Annotated in this window: 27 protein-coding genes; 23 read left to right on the top strand and 4 right to left on the bottom strand. The window is 70.1% G+C overall.

Annotation, left to right across the window (positions count from 1 at the left end; translation table 11 throughout):
* Positions 1–57: 57 nt before the first annotated feature.
* The 10 genes from lysA (at position 58) to NNL39_RS00640 (ending at position 10,153) form a co-directional block, all read left to right on the top strand.
* Positions 58–1,497: a diaminopimelate decarboxylase gene (gene lysA, locus NNL39_RS00685; protein WP_255160967.1), complete on the top strand. Its 1,440-nt coding sequence runs from the start codon at positions 58–60 to the stop codon at positions 1,495–1,497.
* Positions 1,494–2,825 (top strand): homoserine dehydrogenase, encoded by a 1,332-nt coding sequence (locus NNL39_RS00680; RefSeq protein WP_255159803.1) that lies wholly within the window; start codon positions 1,494–1,496, stop codon positions 2,823–2,825. The genes lysA and NNL39_RS00680 overlap by 4 nt, the downstream gene beginning before the upstream one ends.
* Complete coding sequence (gene thrC, locus NNL39_RS00675) at positions 2,826–3,908, top strand: threonine synthase (protein WP_255159802.1); 1,083 nt, start codon at positions 2,826–2,828, stop codon at positions 3,906–3,908. It abuts the gene before it with no gap.
* Positions 3,905–4,858 carry a homoserine kinase gene (gene thrB / locus NNL39_RS00670; protein WP_255159801.1) on the top strand — a complete coding sequence of 318 codons (954 nt, stop codon included), beginning with the start codon at positions 3,905–3,907 and terminating at the stop codon, positions 4,856–4,858. Before thrC ends, thrB begins: the two co-directional genes overlap by 4 nt.
* A gap of 176 nt (positions 4,859–5,034) precedes the next feature.
* Positions 5,035–7,014: a transcription termination factor Rho gene (rho, locus tag NNL39_RS00665; RefSeq protein ID WP_255159800.1), complete on the top strand. Its 1,980-nt coding sequence runs from the start codon at positions 5,035–5,037 to the stop codon at positions 7,012–7,014.
* A gap of 5 nt (positions 7,015–7,019) precedes the next feature.
* Positions 7,020–8,102, top strand: a complete 1,083-nt coding sequence (gene prfA, locus NNL39_RS00660) for a peptide chain release factor 1 (protein WP_255159799.1) — start codon at positions 7,020–7,022, stop codon at positions 8,100–8,102.
* A gap of 15 nt (positions 8,103–8,117) precedes the next feature.
* Positions 8,118–8,975 carry a peptide chain release factor N(5)-glutamine methyltransferase gene (gene prmC / locus NNL39_RS00655; protein WP_255160966.1) on the top strand — a complete coding sequence of 286 codons (858 nt, stop codon included), beginning with the start codon at positions 8,118–8,120 and terminating at the stop codon, positions 8,973–8,975.
* Positions 8,976–9,018: 43 nt separating this feature from the next.
* A complete protein-coding gene (locus NNL39_RS00650) occupies positions 9,019–9,489 on the top strand; it encodes a helix-turn-helix domain-containing protein (protein ID WP_255159798.1) in 471 nt (156 codons plus the stop codon).
* Positions 9,486–9,926 (top strand): ribonuclease HepT family protein, encoded by a 441-nt coding sequence (locus NNL39_RS00645; RefSeq protein WP_255159797.1) that lies wholly within the window; start codon positions 9,486–9,488, stop codon positions 9,924–9,926. Before NNL39_RS00650 ends, NNL39_RS00645 begins: the two co-directional genes overlap by 4 nt.
* The gene (locus tag NNL39_RS00640) at positions 9,905–10,153 is read left to right on the top strand and encodes a hypothetical protein (RefSeq protein ID WP_255159796.1); all 249 of its coding nucleotides are present in this window, start codon (positions 9,905–9,907) and stop codon (positions 10,151–10,153) included. The genes NNL39_RS00645 and NNL39_RS00640 overlap by 22 nt, the downstream gene beginning before the upstream one ends.
* Here NNL39_RS00640 and NNL39_RS00635 read toward each other — a convergent pair.
* Together NNL39_RS00635 and NNL39_RS00630 are read right to left on the bottom strand one after the other, a co-directional pair.
* Positions 10,142–11,287 carry a N(5)-(carboxyethyl)ornithine synthase gene (locus tag NNL39_RS00635; RefSeq protein WP_255159795.1) on the bottom strand — a complete coding sequence of 382 codons (1,146 nt, stop codon included), beginning with the start codon at positions 11,285–11,287 and terminating at the stop codon, positions 10,142–10,144. The genes NNL39_RS00640 and NNL39_RS00635 overlap by 12 nt on opposite strands.
* Complete coding sequence (locus NNL39_RS00630; protein ID WP_255159794.1) at positions 11,287–11,946, bottom strand: HAD family hydrolase; 660 nt, start codon at positions 11,944–11,946, stop codon at positions 11,287–11,289. The genes NNL39_RS00635 and NNL39_RS00630 overlap by 1 nt, the downstream gene beginning before the upstream one ends.
* Here NNL39_RS00630 and NNL39_RS00625 point away from each other — a divergent pair.
* The 13 genes from NNL39_RS00625 to NNL39_RS00565 all read left to right on the top strand — a co-directional run bounded on the left by NNL39_RS00625 (position 11,945) and on the right by NNL39_RS00565 (position 22,757).
* Positions 11,945–12,622 carry an L-threonylcarbamoyladenylate synthase gene (locus NNL39_RS00625; RefSeq protein WP_255159793.1) on the top strand — a complete coding sequence of 226 codons (678 nt, stop codon included), beginning with the start codon at positions 11,945–11,947 and terminating at the stop codon, positions 12,620–12,622. The two genes, NNL39_RS00630 and NNL39_RS00625, sit on opposite strands and share 2 nt — an antisense overlap.
* Positions 12,619–13,896: an MraY family glycosyltransferase gene (locus NNL39_RS00620; protein WP_255159792.1), complete on the top strand. Its 1,278-nt coding sequence runs from the start codon at positions 12,619–12,621 to the stop codon at positions 13,894–13,896. The genes NNL39_RS00625 and NNL39_RS00620 overlap by 4 nt, the downstream gene beginning before the upstream one ends.
* The gene (locus tag NNL39_RS00615) at positions 13,893–14,369 is read left to right on the top strand and encodes a hypothetical protein (RefSeq protein WP_255159791.1); all 477 of its coding nucleotides are present in this window, start codon (positions 13,893–13,895) and stop codon (positions 14,367–14,369) included. Before NNL39_RS00620 ends, NNL39_RS00615 begins: the two co-directional genes overlap by 4 nt.
* Before the next feature lie 127 nt (positions 14,370–14,496).
* Positions 14,497–15,339 carry a F0F1 ATP synthase subunit A gene (atpB, locus tag NNL39_RS00610; RefSeq protein ID WP_255159790.1) on the top strand — a complete coding sequence of 281 codons (843 nt, stop codon included), beginning with the start codon at positions 14,497–14,499 and terminating at the stop codon, positions 15,337–15,339.
* A 60-nt stretch (positions 15,340–15,399) separates the two neighbouring features.
* Positions 15,400–15,636 carry an ATP synthase F0 subunit C gene (gene atpE, locus NNL39_RS00605; RefSeq protein WP_047569154.1) on the top strand — a complete coding sequence of 79 codons (237 nt, stop codon included), beginning with the start codon at positions 15,400–15,402 and terminating at the stop codon, positions 15,634–15,636.
* A gap of 10 nt (positions 15,637–15,646) precedes the next feature.
* Positions 15,647–16,204: a F0F1 ATP synthase subunit B gene (locus tag NNL39_RS00600; RefSeq protein ID WP_255159789.1), complete on the top strand. Its 558-nt coding sequence runs from the start codon at positions 15,647–15,649 to the stop codon at positions 16,202–16,204.
* Positions 16,205–16,206: 2 nt separating this feature from the next.
* Positions 16,207–16,998 (top strand): F0F1 ATP synthase subunit delta, encoded by a 792-nt coding sequence (locus NNL39_RS00595; protein ID WP_255159788.1) that lies wholly within the window; start codon positions 16,207–16,209, stop codon positions 16,996–16,998.
* A gap of 61 nt (positions 16,999–17,059) precedes the next feature.
* Entirely contained in the window at positions 17,060–18,694 is a 1,635-nt protein-coding gene (gene atpA, locus NNL39_RS00590; protein ID WP_255159787.1) for a F0F1 ATP synthase subunit alpha, read from the top strand.
* A gap of 80 nt (positions 18,695–18,774) precedes the next feature.
* The gene (locus NNL39_RS00585; protein WP_255159786.1) at positions 18,775–19,671 is read left to right on the top strand and encodes a F0F1 ATP synthase subunit gamma; all 897 of its coding nucleotides are present in this window, start codon (positions 18,775–18,777) and stop codon (positions 19,669–19,671) included.
* 51 nt (positions 19,672–19,722) lie between these two features.
* Positions 19,723–21,186: a F0F1 ATP synthase subunit beta gene (gene atpD, locus NNL39_RS00580; RefSeq protein WP_255159785.1), complete on the top strand. Its 1,464-nt coding sequence runs from the start codon at positions 19,723–19,725 to the stop codon at positions 21,184–21,186.
* 2 nt (positions 21,187–21,188) lie between these two features.
* A complete protein-coding gene (locus NNL39_RS00575; protein WP_255159784.1) occupies positions 21,189–21,449 on the top strand; it encodes a F0F1 ATP synthase subunit epsilon in 261 nt (86 codons plus the stop codon).
* 19 nt (positions 21,450–21,468) lie between these two features.
* On the top strand, positions 21,469–21,990 hold the full coding sequence (locus tag NNL39_RS00570; RefSeq protein ID WP_255159783.1) for an AAA family ATPase: 522 nt from the start codon (positions 21,469–21,471) through the stop codon (positions 21,988–21,990).
* Complete coding sequence (locus NNL39_RS00565) at positions 21,990–22,757, top strand: YaaA family protein (protein WP_255159782.1); 768 nt, start codon at positions 21,990–21,992, stop codon at positions 22,755–22,757. The genes NNL39_RS00570 and NNL39_RS00565 overlap by 1 nt, the downstream gene beginning before the upstream one ends.
* A gap of 10 nt (positions 22,758–22,767) precedes the next feature.
* Here NNL39_RS00565 and NNL39_RS00560 read toward each other — a convergent pair whose 3' ends face one another.
* The gene (locus NNL39_RS00560; protein WP_255159781.1) at positions 22,768–23,355 is read right to left on the bottom strand and encodes a DNA-3-methyladenine glycosylase I; all 588 of its coding nucleotides are present in this window, start codon (positions 23,353–23,355) and stop codon (positions 22,768–22,770) included.
* Entirely contained in the window at positions 23,352–23,855 is a 504-nt protein-coding gene (locus NNL39_RS00555) for a methylated-DNA--[protein]-cysteine S-methyltransferase (protein ID WP_255159780.1), read from the bottom strand. Before NNL39_RS00555 ends, NNL39_RS00560 begins: the two co-directional genes overlap by 4 nt.
* Positions 23,856–23,926: the final 71 nt, after the last annotated feature.

Below are 23,926 nucleotides of genomic sequence, written 5' to 3'. Positions count from 1 at the left end.
ACCAAGCCGGGTTCGCTCGCCTCACACTCCCCAGATCGTCGTCCCGTGAGGTCCTCCGTGCTCGCCAACCCGCTGTCGCCGTCGTGGCTGACGCCGCCCGCCGACGCGGGCGCGCTGCCGGCCCACGTCTGGCCCTCGAGCGCCGTGCGCACGGCTGACGGCGCGATCGCGATCGGCGGGGTGCCGCTGCCGCGCCTCGCCGCGGAGTTCGGCACGCCGCTCTACGTCATCGATGAGCAGGATGCCCGCGATCGGGCCGCGCGAACGCTCGCGGCCTTCACAACCGCGGCCGCCGCGCACGGCACCACCGCGGCCGTCTACTACGCCGGCAAGGCCTTCCTGTGCACGGAGGCCGCCCGGTGGATGATCGCCGCGGGCCTCAACATCGACGTGGCCAGCGGCGGAGAGCTCGCCGTCGCGCTCGCCGCCGGAGTCGATCCGGCCCGACTCGGCCTGCACGGCAACAACAAGTCGCTCGTCGAGATCGACCGCGCCGTCGAGGTCGGCGTGGGCGCGATCGTCATCGACTCCCTCATCGAGATCGAGCGCGTCGCCGCCGCGGCCCAGCGCCACGGGCGCGTGCAGCCGGTGCGCCTGCGCATCAACTCGGGCGTGCACGCCCACACGCACGAGTACCTCGCCACGGCTCGCGAAGACCAGAAGTTCGGCATCCCGATCTCCGATGCTCCGGATGCAGTGGCCGCCATCCGCGCCCACCCCGGTCTGCACTTCCTGGGCCTGCACTCGCACATCGGCTCGCAGATCTTCGCCGTCGAGGGCTTCCTCGAGGCGGCGCGCCGACTGCTGACGCTCCACGCCGCGCTGGGCGCCGGAGGCGAGGTGCCCGAGCTCAACCTCGGCGGCGGCTTCGGCATCGCCTACGTCGAGAGCGACGAGGCGCCCGCGATCGAGCAGGTCGCCGACGCGCTGCTCGCGGCCGTGGCCTCCGTGTGCCAGGAGTTGAGCATCCCGATGCCGAAGGTGGCTGTCGAGCCGGGCCGCACCATCATCGGGCCCGCGGGCGTCACGCTCTACACCGTCGGCACGACGAAGGACGTCGTGGTGACGCTCGAGGGCGACGAGCAGGCGGCCGCCGTGCGCCGCTACGTCAGCGTCGATGGCGGCATGAGCGACAACGCCCGCCCCGCCCTCTACAGCGCCGACTACTCGGTGGCGCTCGCCGGCCGCGGATCCACGGCCGAGCCCGTGCTCGTCCGCGTCGCCGGCAAGCACTGCGAGAGCGGCGACATCGTCGTGCGCGATGCCTACCTGCCCGCCGACACCGCGCCCGACGACCTCGTCGCCGTGCCCGCGACGGGCGCGTACTGCTTCTCGCTCGCGAGCAACTACAACTACCTGGCGCGGCCCGCGGTCGTCGCCGTGCGCGACGGCGCCGCGCGACTGCTCGTGCGCGGCGAGACCGAGCACGACCTGCTGCGCCGCGACGTGCTCGCCCAGCTCCCCCCTGCGACCCAGCCCCGAGGAGACACTCCGTGATCGAATACCGCAACCTCCGCGTCGCCCTGCTCGGCGCGGGCAGCGTCGGCGCCCAGGTCGCCGACCAGCTGCTGACGCACCGCGACGAGCTCGCCGCGCGCATCGGCGCCGGCATCGAGCTCGCGGGCGTCGCCGTGCGCGACCTCGATGCGCCGCGTGACACGGCCATCCCGCGCGAGCTGCTGACGACCGATGCCGAGTCGCTCATCCTCAGCTCCGACATCGTCGTCGAGCTCATGGGCGGGCTCGAGCCCGCGCGCACGCTCATCCTGCAGGCGCTCACCTCGGGCGCCGACGTCATCACCGCCAACAAGGCGCTCCTCGCCACCCACGGCCCCGAGCTCTTCGAGGCGGCCGGGCAGGTCGGCGCGCAGCTGTACTACGAGGCGGCCGTGGGCGGGGCGATCCCGATCATCCGCCCGCTGCGCGATTCGCTCGCGGGCGACCGCGTGGAGCGCATCCTGGGCATCGTCAACGGCACGACGAACTTCATCCTCGACCGCATGGACACGCAGGGCGAGTCGATGGAGCAGGCGCTCGCCACGGCGAGCGCGCTCGGCTACGCCGAGGCCGACCCGACGGCCGATGTCGGGGGCTACGACGCCGCGCAGAAGGCGGCCATCCTCGCGAGCCTCGCCTTCCACACGCTCGTGCCCGCCGACGCCGTGCACCGCGAGGGCATCACGGAGGTCACGCTCGAGCAGGTCGTCGCGGCGCGCAAGGCCGGCTACGTCGTCAAGCTGCTGGCCATCTGCGAGCGCCTCACCGATCCCGCGTCCGGCGTCGACGGCGTGAGCGTGCGCGTGCACCCCGCGCTCATCCCCGACACGCACCCGCTCGCGGCCGTGCACGGCGCGAACAACGCCGTGTTCGTCGAGGCCGAGGCCGCCGGCTCGCTCATGTTCTACGGCGCGGGCGCGGGCGGCATCCAGACGGCGTCGGCCGTGCTCGGCGATGTAGTCTCGGCCGCCCGCCGGCACGTCGTCGGCGGCCCCGGCGTCGCCGAGAGCACGCATGCCGACCTGCCCGTGCTGCCGATCAGCGCCATCACGACGCGCTACCAGATCACCCTCCTCGTCGCCGACGAGCCGGGCGTGCTCGCCGTCATCGCGGCCCTGTTCCAGAGCCACGGCGTCTCGGTCGAGACGGTGCAGCAGTCGGTGACCCCGGCCGACCCCGCGCGTCCCTCGGGCGCGGCGAGCGCGGCTACCCTGGTTATCGGCACTCATGAAGCCTCCGAGGCCGATCTCGCCGCAACGGTCGCGGCACTGACCACCAGCAGCGTCGTCCACAGCGTGACGAGCGTGCTGCGAGTAGAAGGACTGTAGATGGCGAAGCAGTGGCGCGGACTCCTGCACGAGTACGCCGATCGACTCGATATCAGCGAGGCCACCCCGATCATCACGCTCGGTGAGGGCGGCACGCCGCTCATTCCCGCTCGGTACCTCAGCGAGCGCACGGGTGCGTCGGTCTACGTCAAGTACGAGGGCATGAACCCGACCGGGTCGTTCAAAGACCGCGGCATGACGATGGCCATCTCGAAGGCCGTCGAGCACGGCGCGAAGGCCGTCATCTGCGCCTCGACCGGCAACACCTCGGCGTCGGCCGCGGCGTACGCCACGCACGCGGGCATCACGGCCGCGGTGCTCGTGCCCGAGGGCAAGATCTCGATGGGCAAGCTCAGCCAGGCGGTGGCCCACAAGGCCGAGATCATCCAGATCGAGGGCAACTTCGATGACTGCCTCGACATCGCCCGCGACCTCTCGGCCAACTACCCCGTGCACCTCGTCAACTCGGTCAACCCCGATCGCATCGAGGGCCAGAAGACGGGCGCGTTCGAGGTCGTCGAGGTGCTGGGGGATGCGCCTGACTTCCACATTCTTCCCGTGGGCAATGCGGGCAACTACACCGCGTACCACCGCGGGTACCGCGAAGAGCTCGACCGCGGCGCGACCACGAAACTGCCGCGCATGTTCGGTTTCCAGGCCTCGGGCAGCGCACCCATCGTGCTCGGCGAGCCCGTGCGCAAGCCCGAGACGATCGCGAGCGCGATCCGCATCGGCAACCCCGCGTCGTGGGAGCTCGCGCTCGCCGCGCGCGATGACAGCAACGGCTACTTCGGGGCCATCTCCGACGAGCACATCCTGCTCGCGCACCGTCTCCTCTCGCAGGAGGTCGGCATCTTCGTCGAGCCGGCATCGGCCATCTCTGTCGCGGGCCTGCTCGAGCGCGCCGAGGCGGGCGCCATCCCCGCCGGCTCGACCGTCGTGCTGACGGTCACCGGCCACGGGCTCAAAGACCCGCAGTGGGCGCTCAAGGGCCCCGACGGCGTGGACGTGTCGCCGACTGTCGTGCGCGTCGACACTGCCGAGGTCGCCTCGGTGCTGGGCCTGCAGCGGGTGTCGGCGTGACCGCCGTCGACCCGCGGCTGCTCGGTCGCCGCGTCACGGTCAAGGTGCCGGCGACGACCGCCAACCTCGGTCCGGGCTTCGACACGCTCGGTCTCGCACTGTCGGTCTACGACGAGCTCGAGGTGAGCGTGCGCGAGGCGCCAGGGGCCTCCGTTGCCGTGCACGGCGTCGGCGAGGGCGAGGTGCCGACCGACGAGTCGAACCTCGTCGTGCGCTCGATCGCCCACACGTTCGCCGCCCACGGGCTCGCGATGCCGGGCCTCGACCTCGTCGCCCACAACGTCATCCCGCACGGCCGCGGCATGGGCTCGTCGGGTGCGGCGATCGTCTCGGGCGTCATGGCTGCCAAGGGCCTTCTCGAGGGCATCGTCGACATGACGGCCGACGACTTGCTCGCGCGGGCGACCGAGCTCGAGGGCCACCCCGACAACGTCGCCCCGGCGCTCTTCGGCGGTCTCACCATCGCCTGGGTCACACCCGAGGGCCCGCAGCACAAGCGTCTGACCGTGCACCGCGGCGTCTCGCTGCTCGTCGCCGTGCCCGAGACGAGCACCATGTCGACAGCCCTTGCCCGCTCGCTGCAGCCCGAGTCGGTGCCTCACCAAGACGCGATCTTCAATGTCTCGCGCTCGGCCCTGCTCATCGCCGCGCTCATCCAGAGCCCTGAGCTCCTGCTCGCCGCGACGGAAGACAAGCTGCACCAGACCTACCGGGCAAGCGCCATGCCCGAGACGAACGCGCTCATCACGGTGCTGCGCGAGCACGGGCTCGCCGCCGTCGTGTCGGGCGCCGGACCCTCGGTGCTCGTGCTGTGCAGCGACCCCGCGCAACGGCTGCAGGCGGCCGAGCTCATCGAGCAGCACGCCACCACGCCGTGGGTGTCGCACATGCTGGCCGTCGATTTCAAGGGTGCTACAGTGAACACGCATCCGGTCGAGGCCGCGGTCTAACCGCCCTCCAGCCGAGCATTACCAGCAGCCCCGCTGCTTCCACTCGCGCCACCCCAGCGTTCGCGCGGTCGACACCGCTTCTCGGTCTCCTCCCCGCACCGCACCGGTATCGCGATCATGAGGCACCCGGCATCCTCCGTGGCGTATCTCGCTCGGAGCCGAAAGGAACAATTCCCGTGACTGACCCCATCGTCCGCGCCTCGAGCGCGGATGCCCCCGCCGACCTCGGCACCCTCAAGCTCGCCGAGCTGCAGCTGCTCGCGACCGAGCTCGGTGTCGCCGGCGTTTCGAAACTTCGCAAGGGAGAACTGGTGGACGCGATCACCCAGAACCGTGCCGAGTCCGCCGGCGAGGCCGTCGCCGCAGAGCCTAACGTCGAGCCCGCGGCCGAGCCCGTCGCCGACGCCGTCGCCGAGCCCGTCGAGCAGGCCGAGGCCACGACGCCCGTCGCCGACCAGGCCCCGCGCCGTCGCGGCTCGCGCCGCGTGACGAGCGACACCCTCACCGCCCTTCCGGTTGCCGACGCGGCCCCGGTCGAGAGCGCGTCCGAGCCTTCCGGTGCCGACAGCGCGGCCACTGAGCCGACCGACGCCCCGGCAGCCGCGTCGACCGACGGCGACTCCGCCGCGGGCGAGCCGGGAGAGGGCGACGAGTCGGCCACCGCGGGCGGCCGCAACCGCAGCCGCAACCGCAACCGCCGGGGTGCCGATCGCGGCGACCGCGCCGAGAACGGCGAAGCCCGCGGCCAGCAGAACGGTGGCCAGCAGAACGGTGGCCAGCAGAACAACGGCCAGCAGAGCGGCGCGCAGCAGAGCGGTGGCCAGCAGTCGGCCCGTGAGCAGCAGCGTGCCGAGGGCACCGCCCGCGCCGCCGAGCAGAACCGCGGGCCGCAGAACGACCGTGCCGAGCAGGACGCCGACGGTCGCAACCGCAACCGCGGTCGCGGCCGTGACCGCAAGCGCGGCCCCGGCGGCGACGAGCTCGAGCCCGAGATCAGCGACGACGACGTGCTCATCCCCGTGGCGGGCATCCTCGACGTGCTCGACAACTACGCCTTCGTGCGCACCACCGGCTACCTGCCGGGCCCGAGCGACGTGTACGTCTCGCTCGGCCAGGTCAAGAAGTACGGCCTGCGCAAGGGTGACGCGGTGGTCGGTGCGATCCGCCAGCCGCGCGAAGGCGAGAACCAGGGCCGCCAGAAGTACAACGCCCTCGTGCGTGTCGACTCGATCAACGGTCAGACCGTCGAGGAGGCCGCCGCCCGCGTTGAGTTCAGCAAGCTCACGCCGCTGTACCCGACCGAGCGCCTGCGCCTCGAGACCGCGCCGGGCACGCTCTCGACGCGCATCATCGACCTCGCGGCCCCTATCGGCAAGGGCCAGCGCGGCCTCATCGTCTCGCCGCCCAAGGCCGGCAAGACGCTCGTGCTGCAGGCCATTGCCGACGCGATCGCGAAGAACAACCCCGAGGTTCACCTCATGGTCGTGCTCGTCGACGAGCGCCCCGAAGAGGTCACCGACATGCAGCGCTCGGTCAAGGGCGAGGTCATCGCCTCGACGTTCGACCGCCCCGCGGAGGACCACACGACGGTCGCCGAGCTCGCCATCGAGCGCGCGAAGCGCCTCGTCGAGCTCGGGCACGACGTCGTCGTGCTGCTCGACTCGATCACCCGCCTCGGCCGCGCGTACAACGTGACGGCACCGACGAGCGGGCGCATCCTCTCGGGCGGTGTCGACTCGGCCGCGCTGTACCCGCCGAAGCGCTTCTTCGGCGCCGCGCGCAACATCGAAGACGGTGGCTCGCTCACCATCCTCGCGACGGCGCTCGTCGAGACCGGGTCGAAGATGGACGAGGTGATCTTCGAGGAGTTCAAGGGCACCGGCAACATGGAGCTTCGCCTCTCGCGCCAGCTCGCCGACAAGCGCATCTTCCCGGCCGTCGACATCTCGGCGTCGGGCACGCGCCGCGAAGAGATGCTGCTCGGCGCCGACGAGGTGCGCGTCACGTGGCAGCTGCGTCGTGCGCTCGCGAGCCTCGACACGCAAGCGGCGCTCGAACTCGTCCTCGGCAAGCTGAAAGACACGGCCTCGAACGTCGAGTTCTTGGTGGCCGTGCAGAAGTCGCTGCCGCAGGCGTCGACGCACGCCGACAGCTGAGCGTCGTGTTCGAATCGGTCGGCGCCCTGATCGCCGAGCACGAGTCGTTGCAGGAGCAGCTCGGCGACCCCGCCGTGCACGCCGACGCCGCGCGCGCGAAGAAACTCAACCGGCGCTACGCCGAGCTGAGCCAGATCGTGGATGCTCACAGCAAGTGGCAGCAGTCGGAAGAGGACCTCGTCGCGGCTCGTGAGCTCGCGAAGGACGACGAGGCGTTCGCCGACGAGGTGCCCGCTCTCGAGCAGGCCGTGACCGAGCGCGCCGAGAAGCTGCGCTGGCTCCTGATCCCGCGCGACCCGGACGACGGGCGCGACGTGATCATGGAGATCAAGGGTGGCGAGGGCGGCGAGGAGTCGGCGCTGTTCGCGGCCGACCTGCTGCGCATGTACAGCTACTACGCCGAGTCGCGCGGGTGGAAGGTCGAGCTGCTCGACGCCACCCGCAGCGACATGGGCGGGTACAAAGACGTGCAGGTCGCCATCAAGGGCAGCTCGAGCGATCCCGCTGAGGGCCCGTGGGCCAGCCTCAAGTACGAGGGCGGCGTGCACCGCGTGCAGCGCGTGCCGGCGACGGAGTCGCAGGGACGCATCCACACCTCGACGACGGGCGTGCTCGTCTTCCCTGAGGTCGATGAGCCCGAAGAGGTCGAGATCAACCAGAACGACCTCAAGATCGACGTCTACCGCTCGTCGGGCCCCGGCGGGCAGTCGGTCAACACGACCGACTCCGCCGTGCGCATCACCCACCTGCCCACGGGCATCGTCGTGGCGATGCAGAACGAGAAGAGCCAGCTGCAGAACCGCGAGGCGGCGATGCGCGTGCTGCGCGCCCGCATCCTCGCGCGCCAGCAGGAGGAGCGCGACGCGGTCGCGAGCGATGCCCGCAAGAGCCAGATTCGCGGTATGGACCGCTCGGAGCGCATCCGCACCTACAACTTTCCCGAGAACCGCATCGCCGATCACCGCACGGGCTACAAGGCCTACAACCTCGACGCCGTCATGAACGGAGCGCTCGCGCCCGTGGTCGAGTCGTGCATCTCGTTCGACGAAGAGGCGCGGCTCGCGGCTCTCGGCGACACCGACGCCTGACCCCCGACCGTGAGCATGCCCGACCTGGCGACGTTGCGCGCGCACGCCGTCAGCGTGCTGGGTGAGGCCGGCGTGCCGACGCCCGAGGCTGACGCCGACCTGCTCATCGGCCACGTGCTCGGCATGAGCCGCGGGCAGGTGCAGGCCAAGGCCCTCATCGGCGCGCCCGTCGATGCCGAGCAGGTCATGACGATCACCGAGTACATCGAGCGCCGCGCGACGCGCGAGCCCGTGCAGCACATCACGGGGGTCGCGCCGTTCCGCACGCTCGAGCTCGCGGTCGGCCCCGGAGTGTTCGTGCCCCGGCCCGAGACCGAGCTCGTCGTGCAGTTCGCGATCGACGCCCTCGCGGCCGTGCCGAGCGCGAGCCCGCTCGCGGTCGATCTCGGCAGTGGCAGCGGAGCGATCGCCCTCGCGATGGCTGTCGAGGTGCCCCACGCGCAGGTCGTCGCGGTCGAGAACTCGGCCCCCGCGTTCGTCTGGACGACTCGCAACGTGCGCCGCTACGGCGACGATCGCGTGCGGCTCGTCTTCGCCGATCTCGCGGATGCGGTGCCCGAGCTCGACGGAACCGTCGACGTCGTCGCCTCCAACCCGCCCTACATCCCCGTGGGCGCGGTTCCCCGCGACCCCGAGGTGCGCCTCTTCGACCCGGAGCACGCTCTCTACTCGGGTGCCGACGGGCTGGACGCCGTGCGCGCGCTCGTCGTCACCGCGCACCGCCTGCTGCGACCCGGCGGCACTCTCGTGATCGAGCACGGCGAGCTGCAGGCCGCGGCCATCGCGACCATCGTGCGCGCGGGGGGCTTCACCGCGGTCGCCTCACATCGCGACCTGCTCGGCCGCGACCGCGCGACCACCGCGCACCGCTGAGGATTCTCGTCTCCTCTCGATAGCACGGTGATATATTCACCGCATGGGCCGTTTCAGCACATCGCAGCCCGGCGAGCTCATCCGCCGGGCTCGGCTCGACGCGGGGCTCACGCAGAGTGAGCTCGCGCGCCGAGCCGGTGTGAGCCAGCCGAGCCTGGCGCAGATGGAGGCCGGCACCCGTGCCGCGTCGGACGAGATGCTCGAGCGGGTGTTGCGCGCGGCCGACTACCGGCCGTCGCTCCCGCTCGCCGATTGTGCTGAGCAGATCACCGCCCTCGCGGCCCAGCGGGGAATCGAGCGCGTGCGGGTCTTCGGCTCGACAGTGCGTGGTGAGGACCACTTCGACAGCGACATCGACCTGATCGTGTCGCCGGGACCGCGGGTCGACCTCTTCGACCTCGCCGTGTTCGCAGAAGAAGTGCGCGCCCTCACAGGATTCCCGGTCGACGTCGTTGCTGACACTGCGGACTCGCCACAGTCCGCGGAGGCGGCGCTCGAGGCAGTCGCATTGTGACCGACGACCAGAACCAGCCCCGCTTTTCGCCGCGCCCTCGTGCTGAGACCGATCGTCGGGCCCGCACTGACGCGCAGAACATCCAGGAGGAACTGCGCCGCATCTTGCAGCGGTGCTCGCTCGTGAGCGAGTCTGGCCGCGAGACGTTCGCCGAGGGAGCAGCACACTACGACGTCGCGAGCATGGTCGTCATTCGGCTCGCGGCCCTGCTCGAGCGCCCCGAGTTCGCCCCGCGCGCCGAGAAGCTGACTACCGACGAGATCACCGCGATCAAGGCGACGCGCAACATCGCCGCGCACGCCGGCTACGTCGGCATGAACGACGACCTGTTCTGGGCCGCCGTGACGATCCGCATCCCCGAGATCGTGCGCCGGCTCGTCATCGACGTATCTCCCGACTCGGAGGGTGAGGAGCCTTGGACCAGCTCAATCCGGTAGTTGTGCTCGTAACGGTGGCAATGGTGGTGATCGGAGCACTCGTGCTGGTCTTCGCGGCGCGGGTCGCCGATGCCAACCGGAAGCTGCTGGAATCCGCCTCGACTCGTTCATCGCTCAAGGCATCAAAGAACTCAACGCCGACCCAGTTCCGAATCGTCGGCGGGGGAATGTTGTTGATGGGAGTAGTGAGCTTCCTCTACGGAGTATTGCCGCGCCTACAAGCCTGAGTTGGCCGGGTACGGGTACTCGGCCGACCGCCCCTGGAACGTCAGGATCGCCTCGTTGCGCACGCGGCCATCCTCGATCTCGATCGCGCGCCGAATGGTGTCCGACGCCGCCCACGACGCCGGCCCCTCCATGACCGTGCGGAGGAAGGGCAGGAGCGCTTCGCTGATCTCCCACGTCGTCGAGTTCCAGAGCAGCGAGGGGCTGTGGTCGACGGCGTAGTAGTTGGTCGAGTCGCCGACCGTGATCATCGGCTCGGCGAACGAGGTGGCGCGCGCCCAGCTGAAGCCCATGCCTTCGTCGATCGACACGTCGACGATGAGGCTGCCGGGCCGGAACGCGTCGAGGTCGTCAAGCATCAGGTAGGTCAGGGGGTCGTTCGGGTCCTGCAGCGTGCAGTTGACGACGATGTCGTTCTCGGCGAGATACACCGCGAGCGCCACCGGCCCCTCGTCGGTGTTGACCGTGCTGCCGACCGCGGGGTCGTCGTCGTGCTCGAACTGCACGATGTCGACGGAGGGGATGGGTGCGCTGACAGCAGCGATGTCGCGGTTCGTGAGCACGCGCACATCGTGGATGCCGTGCGCATTGAGCGCCGTCACCGCGCCGCGCGCGGTCGCCCCGAATCCGATCACGACCGCCGTCAGTCGTCGGCCGTAGTCGCCCGTCGAGCCGCACAGCTGCAGCGCGTGGATGACCGAGCAGTAGCCCGCCAGCTCATTGTTCTTGTGGAAGACGTGCAACCCGAAGCTGCCGTCGGAGCGCCAGTGGTTCATCGCCTCCCACGCGATGAGGGTGAGGTGCTTGTCGATCGCGAGCTGCGTGATGGCACGGTCTTGCACGCAGTGCGGCCAGCCCCACAGCGTCTGGCCCTCGCGAAGGTCCGCGAGGTCGGCGGCTTGCGGCTTCGGCAGCAGCACGACGTCGGACCGGGCGATGACCTCGGCGCGGTCGACGAGGGGGCCGACGAGGGGCTCGAGCTCCGCATCCGCGATGCCGAACCGCGCGCCGTAGCCGCGCTCGAGGGTCATGGCCGCACGCAGGTCGGCGTCGATGCGCTCGAGGTGCCCGGGGTGGATCGGCAGCCGGTGCTCGTCGGGCTTGCGCGAGGTCGCGATGACGCCGAGGTGCAGCATCAGGCCGCCCGCGCCTCGGCTGCGAACGCCTCGATCGCCGCACGCAGCGACGCTTCGTCGACGTAGAGGTGCGCGGTGATGCCGATCGACTCCGCGCCCTCGATGTTCTCGGTGCGGTCATCCGTGAAGAAGGTGTCGGCGGCCGAGGCGCCGTAGTGGGCGATGATGCGCTCGTAGACGAGCGGATCGGGCTTGCGCGCCCCGAACGCGGCCGAGGCGTGCATGTGCTCGCGCCCCATGATGCCCACGAGCTCGGGCGCCACCTCGTGCAGGTGGTGGTGGATGAGGATGCCGTTGTTGGTCAGCAGCGCGACCTGTCCCAGCTCGGCGGCGCGGCGCACGGCCTCGAGGGCGGCGGGCCGCGCGTGCGTCGCCTCGGCGCGGATGCGCACCCACTCGTCGCGCGAAATCGGCGCGCCGATGGTCTCGGTGACCATCGCCAGATACTCGTCCGGGTCGCTCGGGTCGCCGGCCTCGGCCTTCCACTCCATGCCGCTGATCCACCACCGGCGGCGCAGCTCGTGCAGGTCGTGGCCGGTGACCGCGGTGAGCGACTGCATGCGCGCGCGCCAGTCGTAGTCGTAGAGAACATCATCCATGTCGAACACGAAGAGCAGGGTCACGCTGCTCAGTCTGCCCCAGTACGATGAACGCATCATGACCACCGTGTACGACTGCTCTGTCGAGAGCGAGCTGCTCGAGGGTCTGCGGGCGGCGCGCGGCGCCATCGGCCGTGGTGAGCTGGTCGTCATCCCGACCGACACCGTCTACGGGCTCGCGGCCGACGCATTCCGCCCCGCAGCGGTGCAGCGCCTGCTCGATGCCAAAGAGCGCGGGCGCGATGCCCCCCCGCCCGTGCTGATTCCGGGTATTCCCACCCTCACCGCGCTCGCCGAGAACGTGCCCGAGGTGGTCGAGAAGCTCGTGAAGCAGTTCTGGCCCGGTGGCCTCACCGTCATCGTCGAGGCGCGCGAGTCGCTCGCCTGGGACCTCGGCGAGACGCGCGGCACCGTCGCCCTGCGCATGCCCGATAACCGGCACGCCCTGCACCTGCTCGCCGACACCGGCCCGCTCGCCGTGTCGAGCGCCAACATCAGCGGAATGCCCGCCGCGACGACCGCACAGGAGGCGCTCGCCATGCTCGGCGACCGCGTCAGCGTGTACCTCGACGGCGGTGCGGTCGGGGCCGTGCTGCCCGCCGGCGCCGACCCGGGCTCGACGATCGTCGACGCCACGAGCCTGCACCTGCCCGAGGGCAAGCTGCGCATCGTGCGCCACGGCGTGATCCCCGACGACGAGATCATCCGCGTCGTCGGCGCCGAGCTGGTGTCGTGACCTTCTACCTGCTCGTGGCCCTCATCGCGGGCCTCGTGAGCTTCGGCGCCTCCTGGGGGGTGCTGCGGCTGAGCCATCGCTTCAAGCTGTACCCGGGCATCCGGGAGCGCGATGTGCACACGACGCCGACGCCGCGCCTCGGCGGCATCGCGATCGTCATCGGCATCGTCGTGGCCCTCGCGATCGCCTCGCAGATCAGCTGGTTCGACCTCGTCTACGCCGACCCGTTCCCGATCATCGCGATCATCGCCTCGGCGCTCATCATGCTCGGCCTCGGCGTCGTCGACGACCTCTACGACCTCGACTGGATGACGAAGCTCGCCGGCCAGCTGCTCATCGCCGGATTCCTCGCCTGGTCGAGCCTGCAGCTGACCTCGCTGCCAGTCGGCCCCGACGGCGGCATCACGGTGCTGTCGCCGACGCTGTCGCTCGTGGTGACCGTGCTCGCGGTCGTGCTCGTGATGAACGCCGTCAACTTCATCGACGGACTCGACGGCCTCGTTGCGGGCGTCACGATCATCGCGGGCACGGTCTTCTTCATCTACAGCTACCTGCTCTCGATCGACACGGCGCAGACCGCGTTCAACCTCGCCTCGCTCGTCATGGCCGTGCTGCTCGGGGCCACCGCGGGCTTCCTTCCCTTCAACTGGCACCCGGCGAAGATCTTCATGGGCGACGGGGGAGCCCTCGTCGTCGGCATGCTCATGGCCGTCTCGACGATCTCGGTCACGGGGCAGATCGACCCGGGCATCGACCGCAGCCAGCTCGTGCCCGCCTTCATCCCGCTGCTGCTGCCCTTCGCCGTGCTCATCGTGCCGCTGCTCGACTTCGGCCTCGCGGTGCTGCGCCGCCTGCGCGCGGGCAAGTCGCCGTTCAGCGCCGACCGCAAGCACCTGCACCACCGCCTGCTCGACATGGGGCACTCGCACTTCCACGCCGTGCTGATCTTCTACGCGTGGACGGCCGTCGTCGCCTTCGGCGCCCTCCTGTTCCTGTTCTGGACGTGGTGGTGGGCGCTCACCGCCATGGTGGTCGGCCTCGTGGCCTGCACCCTCGTCACCCTCGCCCCGCTGAGTCGCCGCAAGCGCATCGAGGCGGTCGCGCAGTCGGCGCCCGAGAGCGAGGAGGCGCTCGCACGCTTCGATCCGCTGGATGCCGCCGCGCCCGATGCGCTCGATGACGAGTCGCTCGACGCCGAGGCCGTCGCCACGGGCCTCATCGACCCTCCGACCGCCCCTGCCGACCCTGCTCTCCGACCCGAGGAGTCCCGTTGACCACGTCGCCCGACCCCCGTCCCTCGACCGCCGCTCCCGTGCTGCGCCGAGCTCTTATCTACGGCGCCGCGCTGTCGTTCGCGATCGCGATCGTCGGCAGCGTGGCCGGGGCGCTCGTCGCCGAGCTGCCCGGCATGCTGAGCGCCCTCATCGGCGCGGGCATGGGCTTCGTGTTCCTCGCGCTGACCGCGGCGAGCATCCTGCTGGCCGATCGGGTCACGGGCAGCGACCTGCTCTCGCCCGCCTACTTCGGCATCGTCATCGGCGCCTGGATCCTCAAGTTCATCGTGTTCCTCGTGCTCGTGTTCACGCTGCGCGACGCCGCCTTCGTCGAACCGGTCGTGCTCTTCGTCTGCCTCGTGGCGGCCGTCATCGGCGGGCTCGTGACCGACATCATCGCCGTCACGCGCTCACGCGTCCCCTATGTGAGCGACGTGCGGTTGCCGGGCAAAGACGAGATTCCCGACCTGTGACGCCCACGCCCTGAGAAGGGCCTTTGAGGCGCGGCCGATCGGCCGCCCCGCGTACGTCGGTGCCCGGTTCTCTTGGTAGGGTGGAGGAACCGCCGCCGATCGCCGCGAAGCCGACCGTTTCGCCCCGATGCTGGAGACTCCCCTGAGCGCTGCCGCCCTGATCCCCGCCCTCGCTTTCGCGACCGCTCCCGCGACGGATGCTCCGGAGTTCAAGGGGCCGTCGATCCTCGACTTCTTCCCGCCGGCCATCTTCTTCGAGGGCAACGAGTTCTTCGAGATGAATCGCATCATGCTGCTGCGGCTCGTCATCGTCGCCCTCATCTTCATCCTGTTCTGGCTCGGTACCCGCAAGATGCAGCTCGTCCCGGGCCGCTTCCAGGGCACGATCGAGATGGGCCTCGAGTTCGTGCGCAAGAGCATCGTCGAAGACCTGCTCGGGCAGAAAGACGGCAAGCGGTTCCTGCCGCTCATCACGACGATCTTCTTCCTCGTGCTGTTCATGAACCTCACGGGCATCGTGCCCGGCATCAACATCTCGGCGAACTCCGTCATCGGCATGCCCCTCGTGCTCGCCGTCGCGGCGTACATCGCGTTCATCTGGGCCGGGCTGCGCAAGCACCCGTGGGCGTTCCTGCGCAACGCGCTCTTCCCGCCCGGCGTTCCGCCGTTCCTCTACATCATCGTCACGCCGATCGAGTTCGTGTCGATGTTCGTGCTGCGGCCCGTCACGCTCACGCTCCGACTGCTCATGAACATGATCGTCGGCCACCTGCTGCTCGTGCTCTTCTTCTCGGCCACGGCCTTCTTCATGGTCGAGCTGGGCGGCTGGTGGATCGCGGCGAGTGCGGTGACGCTCGCGTTCGGCACGGCCTTCACGTTCTTCGAGATCCTCGTCTCGGTGCTGCAGGCCTACGTCTTCGCCCTCCTGACCACTGTCTACATCCAGCTCGCGCTGGCAGACGAGCACTAGAAACGACCCTCCGGGCGCGCATCCGCACGCCCGGTTCCGATACGGAAGGAAACACCCCTCGTGGACGCAAACACGGTTCTCGCTGAGATCAACGGCAACATCGCGACCGTCGGCTACGGCCTCTCGGCCATCGGTGCCGGTATCGGCGTCGGCATCGTCGTCGGCAAGACGATCGAGTCGGTCGCCCGTCAGCCCGAGCTGCAGGGCCGCCTGACGGTGCTCATGTACATCGGTATCGCCTTCACCGAGGCGCTCGCGTTCATCGGCATCGCGACGTACTTCATCTTCACGAACTAGGGATTCCGTCATGCTCGCAGAGCTCATCATCGCGGCGGAAGAGACGCCGAACCCGCTGCTTCCGGCGTGGTACGACATCGTCTACTCGCTGATCCCCTTCATCCTCGTCCTGCTGCTCTTCTGGCGCGTGGTGCTGCCGCGCATGCAGAAGACGCTCGACGAGCGCGCAGCCCTTATCGAGGGCGGCATCGAGAAGGCGGAGTCGGCGCAGGCCGAGGCCAAGGCCGCCCTCGAGCAGTACAACGCGCTGCTCGCCGAGGGTCGCGCCGAGGCGGCGAAGATCCGCGAGCAGGCGCGTGCCGAGGGCAACGCCATCCTCGCCGAGCTCAAGGAGGCCGCGCAGGTCGAGGCCGCTCGCGTCACCGCGACGGCTCAGCAGCAGATCGAGGCTGAGCGCCAGGCGGCGCTCGTGTCGCTGCGCGCCGAGGTCGGTTCGCTCGCTCTCGACCTCGCGAGCGGCGTGATCGGCGAGAGCCTCGCCGACGACAAGCGCGCAACCGCGCTCGTCGACCGCTTCCTCGCCGACCTCGAGAACGACACCGCCACGTCGAAGAAGGCGGCCAAGTAGCGATGGGGTCCGCGACGCGCAGTTCCCTCCAGACGGCCCGCTCCGCGCTGGCCGCCGCGAAGGGCGTTGATCTGGCGACGGGCGAGCAGCTGCTCGCCGCCGCGCGCACGATCGGCGGCTCGACGCAGCTCCTCAGCGCGCTCGCGAACCCCTCGGGCGACGCCGCCGGCACGAAGGCGCTCGTCGCCGCGGTGTTCGGCGAGATCGGCCCGACCGCTCGTGGTCTCGTCGACGTCGTCGTGAGCAGCCGCTGGTCGAGCGGAGACGACGTGCTCGCCGGTCTCGAAGAGCTGGGCATCCGGGCCATCGCGACCACCGCGACGACGCCCGGTGCGATTGAGGCCGAGCTCTTCGAGTTCGGCCGGGCCGTGACCTCGGATGCGGAGCTCGAGCTCGCGATCGGCAGCAAGCGCGACTCCGCGGCCGGCAAGCTCAGCCTCGTGCAGAGCCTGCTCGGCGGCAGCGCCTCGGCTCAGACCCTCGCGATCGCGGGGCACCTCGTGCAGCAGCCGCGCGGCCGCCGGATCGGCGAGCTCGTCCGCGGTGCTGCGGCCATCGTCGCCGACACCGCCGGCAAGGGCGTCGCGACCGTCACGGTCGCCCGTCCGCTCTCGGCGGCGCAGATCTCGGCGGTGACGGCGAGCATCGCGCGCCGTTACGGCCGCGACCACGTGGTCAACCAGGTCGTCGACGCCTCCCTCGTGGGCGGCGTGCGCGTGCAGGTCGGCGATGAGGTCATCGACGGCAGCATCGCCTCGCGACTGGCCGATGTGAAGCTTCAGCTGGCCGGTTAGGCGCAGCCCACCAGATACCAGACGAGCACCCGCAACGGTGCTCGAACGAAAAGGGAAGAACATGGCAGAACTCACGATCAGCCCGGACGAGATCCGCGACGCGCTGAAGAACTTCGCGAAGTCCTACGCCCCGGGCACGGCCGTCGCCACCGAGGTCGGTCACGTCATCGATGCCGCTGACGGCATCGCGCACGTCGAGGGCCTTCCGGGCGTCATGGCCAACGAGCTCATCCGTTTCTCCGACGGCACCCTGGGCCTGGCTCAGAACCTCGACGAGAACGAGATCGGCGTCGTCGTGCTCGGCGAGTTCACCGGCATCGTCGAGGGCATGGAGGTCACCCGCACGGGCGAGGTGCTCTCGGTGCCCGTGGGCGACGCCTACCTCGGCCGCGTCGTCGACCCGCTCGGCGCCCCCATCGATGGCCTCGGCGAGATCGCGAGCGAGGGCCGCCGCGCCCTCGAGCTGCAGGCGCCCGGCGTGATGCAGCGCAAGAGCGTGCACGAGCCCCTGCAGACCGGCATCAAGGCCATCGACGCCATGATCCCCGTCGGCCGCGGCCAGCGTCAGCTCATCATCGGCGACCGCCAGACCGGCAAGACGGCCATCGCGATCGACACGATCATCAACCAGAAGGCCAACTGGGAGTCGGGCGACGCCAACAAGCAGGTGCGCTGCATCTACGTCGCCATCGGCCAGAAGGGCTCGACGATCGCGGCCGTGAAGGGCGCGCTCGAAGAGGCCGGCGCGATGGAGTACACGACGATCGTTGCGGCTCCCGCCTCCGACCCCGCAGGCTTCAAGTACCTCGCCCCCTACACGGGCTCGGCCATCGGCCAGCACTGGATGTACGGCGGCAAGCACGTGCTCATCATCTTCGACGACCTGTCGAAGCAGGCCGAGGCCTACCGTGCCGTCTCGCTGCTGCTGCGCCGCCCGCCGGGGCGCGAGGCCTACCCGGGCGACGTCTTCTACTTGCACTCCCGTCTGCTCGAGCGTTGCGCCAAGCTCTCGGACGAGCTCGGCGCCGGCTCGATGACGGGTCTGCCGATCATCGAGACGAAGGCCAACGACGTCTCGGCGTACATCCCGACCAACGTGATCTCGATCACCGACGGCCAGATCTTCCTGCAGTCCGACCTGTTCAACGCCAACCAGCGTCCCGCGGTCGACGTCGGCATCTCGGTCTCGCGTGTCGGTGGCGACGCCCAGGTCAAGAGCATCAAGAAGGTCTCCGGCACCTTGAAGCTCGAGCTCGCGCAGTACCGCTCGCTGCAGGCGTTCGCGATGTTCGCGAGCGACCTCGACGCGGCCAGCCGCCGTCAGCTCTCGCGGGGTGCCCGCCTCACCGAGCTGCTCAAGCAGCCGCAGTACTCGCCCTACCCCGTCGAGGAGCAGGTCGTCTCGATCTGGGCCGGCACCAAGGGCAAGCTCGACACGGTCGACGTCGACGACGTGCTGCGCTTCGAGGCCGAGCTGCTCGACCACTTGCGCCGCAACACCTCGATCCTCACGACGCTGCGCGAGACGAACGTGCTCGACGACGCGACCGAGGCCGAGCTCGAGAAGGCTGTCGACGCCTTCGTCGTCGCCTTCCAGGGCGGCGAAGAGGGCGGCGTGCACGCCGGCAGCGAGCAGTTCGACGCCGTTGAGGCGGAAGACATCAACCAGGAGAAGATCGTCCGCCGCAAGAAGTAGGGCTCCGGGCGGGCGCTTCGCGCCCGCCCCATCCCCGGCGATCGACCACGACAGCACCGACCAAGAAACGGAAACCAACCATGGGAGCGCAACTTCGGGTCTACCGGCAGAAGATCCGTTCTGCCCAGACGACCAAGAAGATCACGCGCGCGATGGAGCTCATCTCCGCCTCGCGGATCCAGAAGGCGCAGGCGCGGATGGCGGCATCCGGCCCGTACGCGCGCGCCGTCACGCGCGCCGTCTCGGCCGTGGCCACCTACTCGAACGTCGACCACGTGCTGACGACGGAGCGCGAGAACCCGACGCGCGCCGCCGTGGTGGTCTTCACCTCCGACCGCGGTCTCGCCGGCGCGTTCAGCTCGCAGGCGATCCGCGAAGCGAACGAGTTGCGCACCCGGTTGGAGGACGAGGGCCGCGAGGTCGTCACCTACCTCATCGGTCGCAAGGCGGTCTCGTACTACGCCTTCCGCCGCCGCGCGGTCGAGAAGCAGTGGACGGGCAACACCGACCAGCCTGAGTTCGCCACCGCCAAGGAGATCGCCGACACGCTCGTCGAGGCTTTCGTGCGCGGCGGCACCGACGGCGGCGTCGACGAGATCCACATCGTCTACAACCGCTTCGTGAGCCTCGTGACGCAGACCCCCGAGATCGTGCGCGTGCTGCCGCTCGAGGTCGTCGATGGCGTCGACGAGCCCGGATCGACCGACGTGCTGCCGCTCTACGAGTTCGAGCCCGAGGTCGACAAGGTGCTCGACGCGCTGCTGCCGGTCTACATCGAGAGCCGCATCTTCAACGCCATGCTGCAGTCGGCCGCCTCTGAGCACGCCGCCCGTCAGAAGGCGATGAAGTCGGCGAGCGACAATGCCGACAAGCTCATCACCGACTACACCCGACTGGCGAACAACGCTCGCCAGGCGGAGATCACCCAGCAGATTTCCGAGATCGTCGGCGGCGCCGACGCACTCGGCTCGAAGTAGCTGCGGCTCGACCGCGCACCGACACACACAGAGACGACAGGAAGAGAAACCATGGCTACCGCAACCAAGAAGGCCCCGGCCGCGAAGGCTGCCTCCGCAGGAGTCGGGCGCATCGCCCGCGTGACCGGCCCGGTCGTCGACATCGAGTTCCCGCACGACGCCATCCCCGGCATCTACAACGCGCTCTCGACCACGATCACGATCGATGGCGAGTCGACCGAGCTCGTGCTCGAGGTCGCTCAGCACCTCGGTGACGACCTCGTGCGCGCGATCGCGCTCAAGCCGACCGACGGCCTCGTGCGCGGCCAGGAGGTGCGCGACTCGGGCTCTCCCATCACGGTGCCCGTGGGTGACGTCACCAAGGGCAAGGTCTTCAACGTCACGGGCGACGTGCTCAACGGCGCGCCGGGCGAGACCATCGAGGTCTCCGAGCGCTGGCCGATTCACCGCAAGCCGCCGGCGTTCGACCAGCTCGAGTCGAAGACCCAGCTGTTCGAGACGGGCATCAAGGTCATCGACCTGCTCACGCCCTACGTGCTCGGTGGCAAGATCGGCCTCTTCGGCGGTGCCGGCGTCGGCAAGACCGTTCTCATCCAGGAGATGATCCAGCGCGTGGCGCAAGACCACGGCGGTGTGTCGGTGTTCGCCGGTGTCGGTGAGCGCACTCGTGAGGGCAACGACCTCATCCACGAGATGGAGGAGGCGGGTGTCTTCGACAAGACCGCCCTCGTCTTCGGCCAGATGGACGAGCCCCCGGGAACCCGTCTGCGCGTCGCCCTCTCGGCGCTGACCATGGCGGAGTACTTCCGCGATGTGCAGAACCAGGACGTGCTGCTCTTCATCGACAACATCTTCCGGTTCACGCAGGCCGGCTCCGAGGTGTCGACGCTGCTCGGCCGCATGCCGTCGGCCGTGGGCTACCAGCCCAACCTCGCTGACGAGATGGGCATCCTGCAGGAGCGCATCACCTCGACGCGCGGCCACTCGATCACCTCGCTGCAGGCGATCTACGTTCCCGCCGACGACTACACCGACCCGGCCCCGGCGACGACCTTCGCGCACCTCGACGCGACGACCGAGCTCAGCCGTGAGATCGCGTCGAAGGGCCTCTACCCGGCCGTCGACCCGCTGACCTCGACGAGCCGTATCCTCGACCCGCTCTACATCGGCGAGGACCACTACCGCGTGGCGACGACGGTCAAGCAGATCCTGCAGAAGAACAAGGAGCTGCAGGAGATCATCGCGATCCTCGGTGTCGACGAGCTGTCGGAAGAGGACAAGATCACGGTGTCGCGGGCGCGCCGCATCCAGCAGTTCCTCTCGCAGAACACCTACATGGCCAAGAAGTTCACGGGTGTCGAGGGCTCGACCGTGCCGCTCAAGGACACGATCGAGTCGTTCGACGCGATCGCGAAGGGCGAGTTCGACCACGTGGCCGAGCAGGCCTTCTTCAACGTCGGTGCCATCAGCGACGTCGAAGAGCGCTGGGCGCAGATCCAGAAGGAGAACGGCTAGTCATGGCCGAGCTCACGGTGAGCGTCGTCTCGGCCGACCGCGAGGTGTGGTCGGGCACGGCGAAGCAGATCGTCGCGCGTACGACCGAGGGCGAGATCGGCATCCTGCCCGGTCACGAGCCCCTGCTCGGCATCCTGAGCGCCGGCGAGGTGCGCGTCACGCCGACCGAGGGCGCTGTCATCGTCGCGCAGGCGGAAGACGGCTTCCTCTCGGTCGAGAACAACACCGTGACGATCGTCGCGGGCGCCGCCGCGCTCGTCTAGCTCGGTCGGAGAGGGCGTCGTGCTCGTCGCGATGGCGGGCCTGCCGGGCTCGGGCAAGAGTGCGGTGGCCGACGAACTCGCGCGCCTCGTCGGCGTGCCCGTGGTCTCGGTCGACCCGCTCGAGTCGGCGATCCTGCGCGCGGGCATCGACGCCGACCAGCCGACCGGGCTGGCCGCCTACCTCGTGGCCGAGACGATCGCCGACGCCGTGCTGCGCTCGGGGCAGAGCGTCATCATCGACGCCGTCAACGCGGTCTCACCCGCCCGCGAGCAGTGGGTGCTGCTGGGCGAGCGGCTCGGTGTCGACGTGCGGTTCATCGAGACGGTGTGCAGCGACCCGGCGGTGCACCGCCAGCGTCTCGAGCAGCGTCGCCGCGACCTCGCGCACATCGCCGAGCCGACGTGGCACGCCGTCGAGCAGAGCCTCGACGAGTACGCCCCCTGGTCGGGGATCGCCGAGCAGCGACCCCGCCTCACGCTCGACACCGTGCAGCCGCTCGCCGCGCTCGTCGAGCGCGCGGCGGCCTTCGTGCGCGCCTGATGCGCTTCCTGCTGCCCCCCTCTGAGACCAAGCGCGACGGAGGTCTCGGCGCCCCGCTCGACCTCGCCGCGCTGTCGTTCCCGATGCTGACGGATGCCCGGCGCGCGGTGCTCGACGCTCTCGCACAGCTCTCGACCGACGACGCGGCGGCCGCGCGAGCCCTCAAGCTCGGCGCCAAGGCCGCGCCGCTCGAACTCGCGCGAAACCGGCAGCTCGAGCGCAGCGGCACGATGCCGGCGATCGAGCGCTACACGGGCGTGCTGTACGACGCGCTCGACGTGGGGTCGTGGGGGGCGGATGCGCGCGCGCGAGCATCCCGGCACCTCATGGTGCACTCGGCCCTGTTCGGACTCGTGGCGGCCGACGACGCCGTGCCCGCCTACCGCCTCTCGCACGACACCCGCCTGCCGGGCCTCGTGCTGCGCTCGCACTGGGCGCCCGCCAACGCCGCCGTGCTCGCCGCCTGTGAGGGGCCGTTCATCGACTTGCGGTCGGAGGGCTATGCAGCGCTCGGCCCGTTGCCCGCCCGTGACGACGCACTGTTCGTCCGCGTGGTCGCGATCGGCGACGACGGCGTGGCGCGCGCGCTCAACCACTTCAACAAGAAGGGCAAGGGCGAGTACCTGCGGGCCCTGTTGCAGCACGGCCCCGTGCCCGCGTCGGTCGACGAGTTGTGCGCGATCTCGACCGCGCTCGGGTGGCCGTTGCGCCGCTCCCGGCCCGGCGAGCTCGAACTCGTCGTGCCGGGAACGCTTCCCCCGCGCTGAGCCGGGGGCGTCAGACCGCGCGCCAGCAGCCCGCGACGTGGTCGTCGACGAGCCCCGCCGATTGCATGAGCGCGTAGGCCGTCGTGGGCCCCACGAAGCGCAGCCCCCGGCTCTTGAGCGACTGGGCGAGGGCGCGCGAATGCTCGGTCTGGGCGGGCACCGCGGCGAGTGTCGCGGGTGCCGCGTCTCGTCGCGGCTGCGCGTGCGACCAGACGAGGGCGTCGAGGCCTCCCGGCTCGGCGTCGAGCCACGCGACGAGAACGCGGGCGTTCGCGATGGTCGCCTCGATCTTGGCCCGGTTGCGGATGATGCCGTCGTCTGCGAGCAGCCGCCGCACCTCGTCGTCGCCGTAGGCCGCGATGCGGTGCCAGTCGAAACCGTCGAAGGCCCTCCGGAAGCCCTCGCGCCGACGCAGGATCGTGATCCACGACAGTCCGCTCTGAAAGGCCTCGAGCGTGAGCTTCTCGAACAGGGCGCGATCGCCGTGCAGCGCGACGCCCCACTCCTCGTCGTGATAACGCTCGTAGAGGGCATCGGCGCCGACCCAGGCGCAGCGCGCCACTCCGTCGGCGCCGACCCGCACGGAGGGCGCGGTCATCGGTGCGCGATGCCTTCGTGATCGAGCAGCCAGACCTTCGTCGGAATTCCGTCGCCGGCGCTGTAGCCGGTGATGCGGGCGTCGCTCGCGAGCACGCGATGGCAGGGGATGAGCAGCGGCACAGGGTTCGCCCCGACCGCACCGCCGACCGCGCGGCCGGCGGTGGGCCGGCCGGTTGCGCGCCCGAGCTCACCGTAGCCGCGCACCGCGCCGAAGGGGATCTCGCGCAGCTGCTGCCAGATCGCCTGCTGGAAGGGCGTGCCGTGCACCCGCACGGGCACGTCGAACGCGGTGCGCCGGCCCGAGAAGTACTCGGCGAGCTCGGCGGCGGCCTGCCGCAGCACGGGCGTCGGGGCGTCGGGTACGCCCTCGGTCGAGAGGTGGCCGCCCGTCGCGATCTCGAGCCGCGTCACGGCCTGCGCGTCGCCCTGGAGGGCGATGCGGCCGAGCGGGGAGTCGATGGTGAGCAGGCCCACGGGGGGAGCGGTGGGGGTCGTCATGGTCCGAGGCTAACGCGAGCGCGCATCCCGGCACTGGCGGTTTCGCGACACGGGGATTGCGCGTCGCGAGC

Source organism: Microcella humidisoli (assembly GCF_024362325.1).
GTDB classification, from domain to species: domain Bacteria; phylum Actinomycetota; class Actinomycetes; order Actinomycetales; family Microbacteriaceae; genus Microcella; species Microcella humidisoli.
This window is presented reverse-complemented; position numbering and strand designations above follow the sequence as displayed.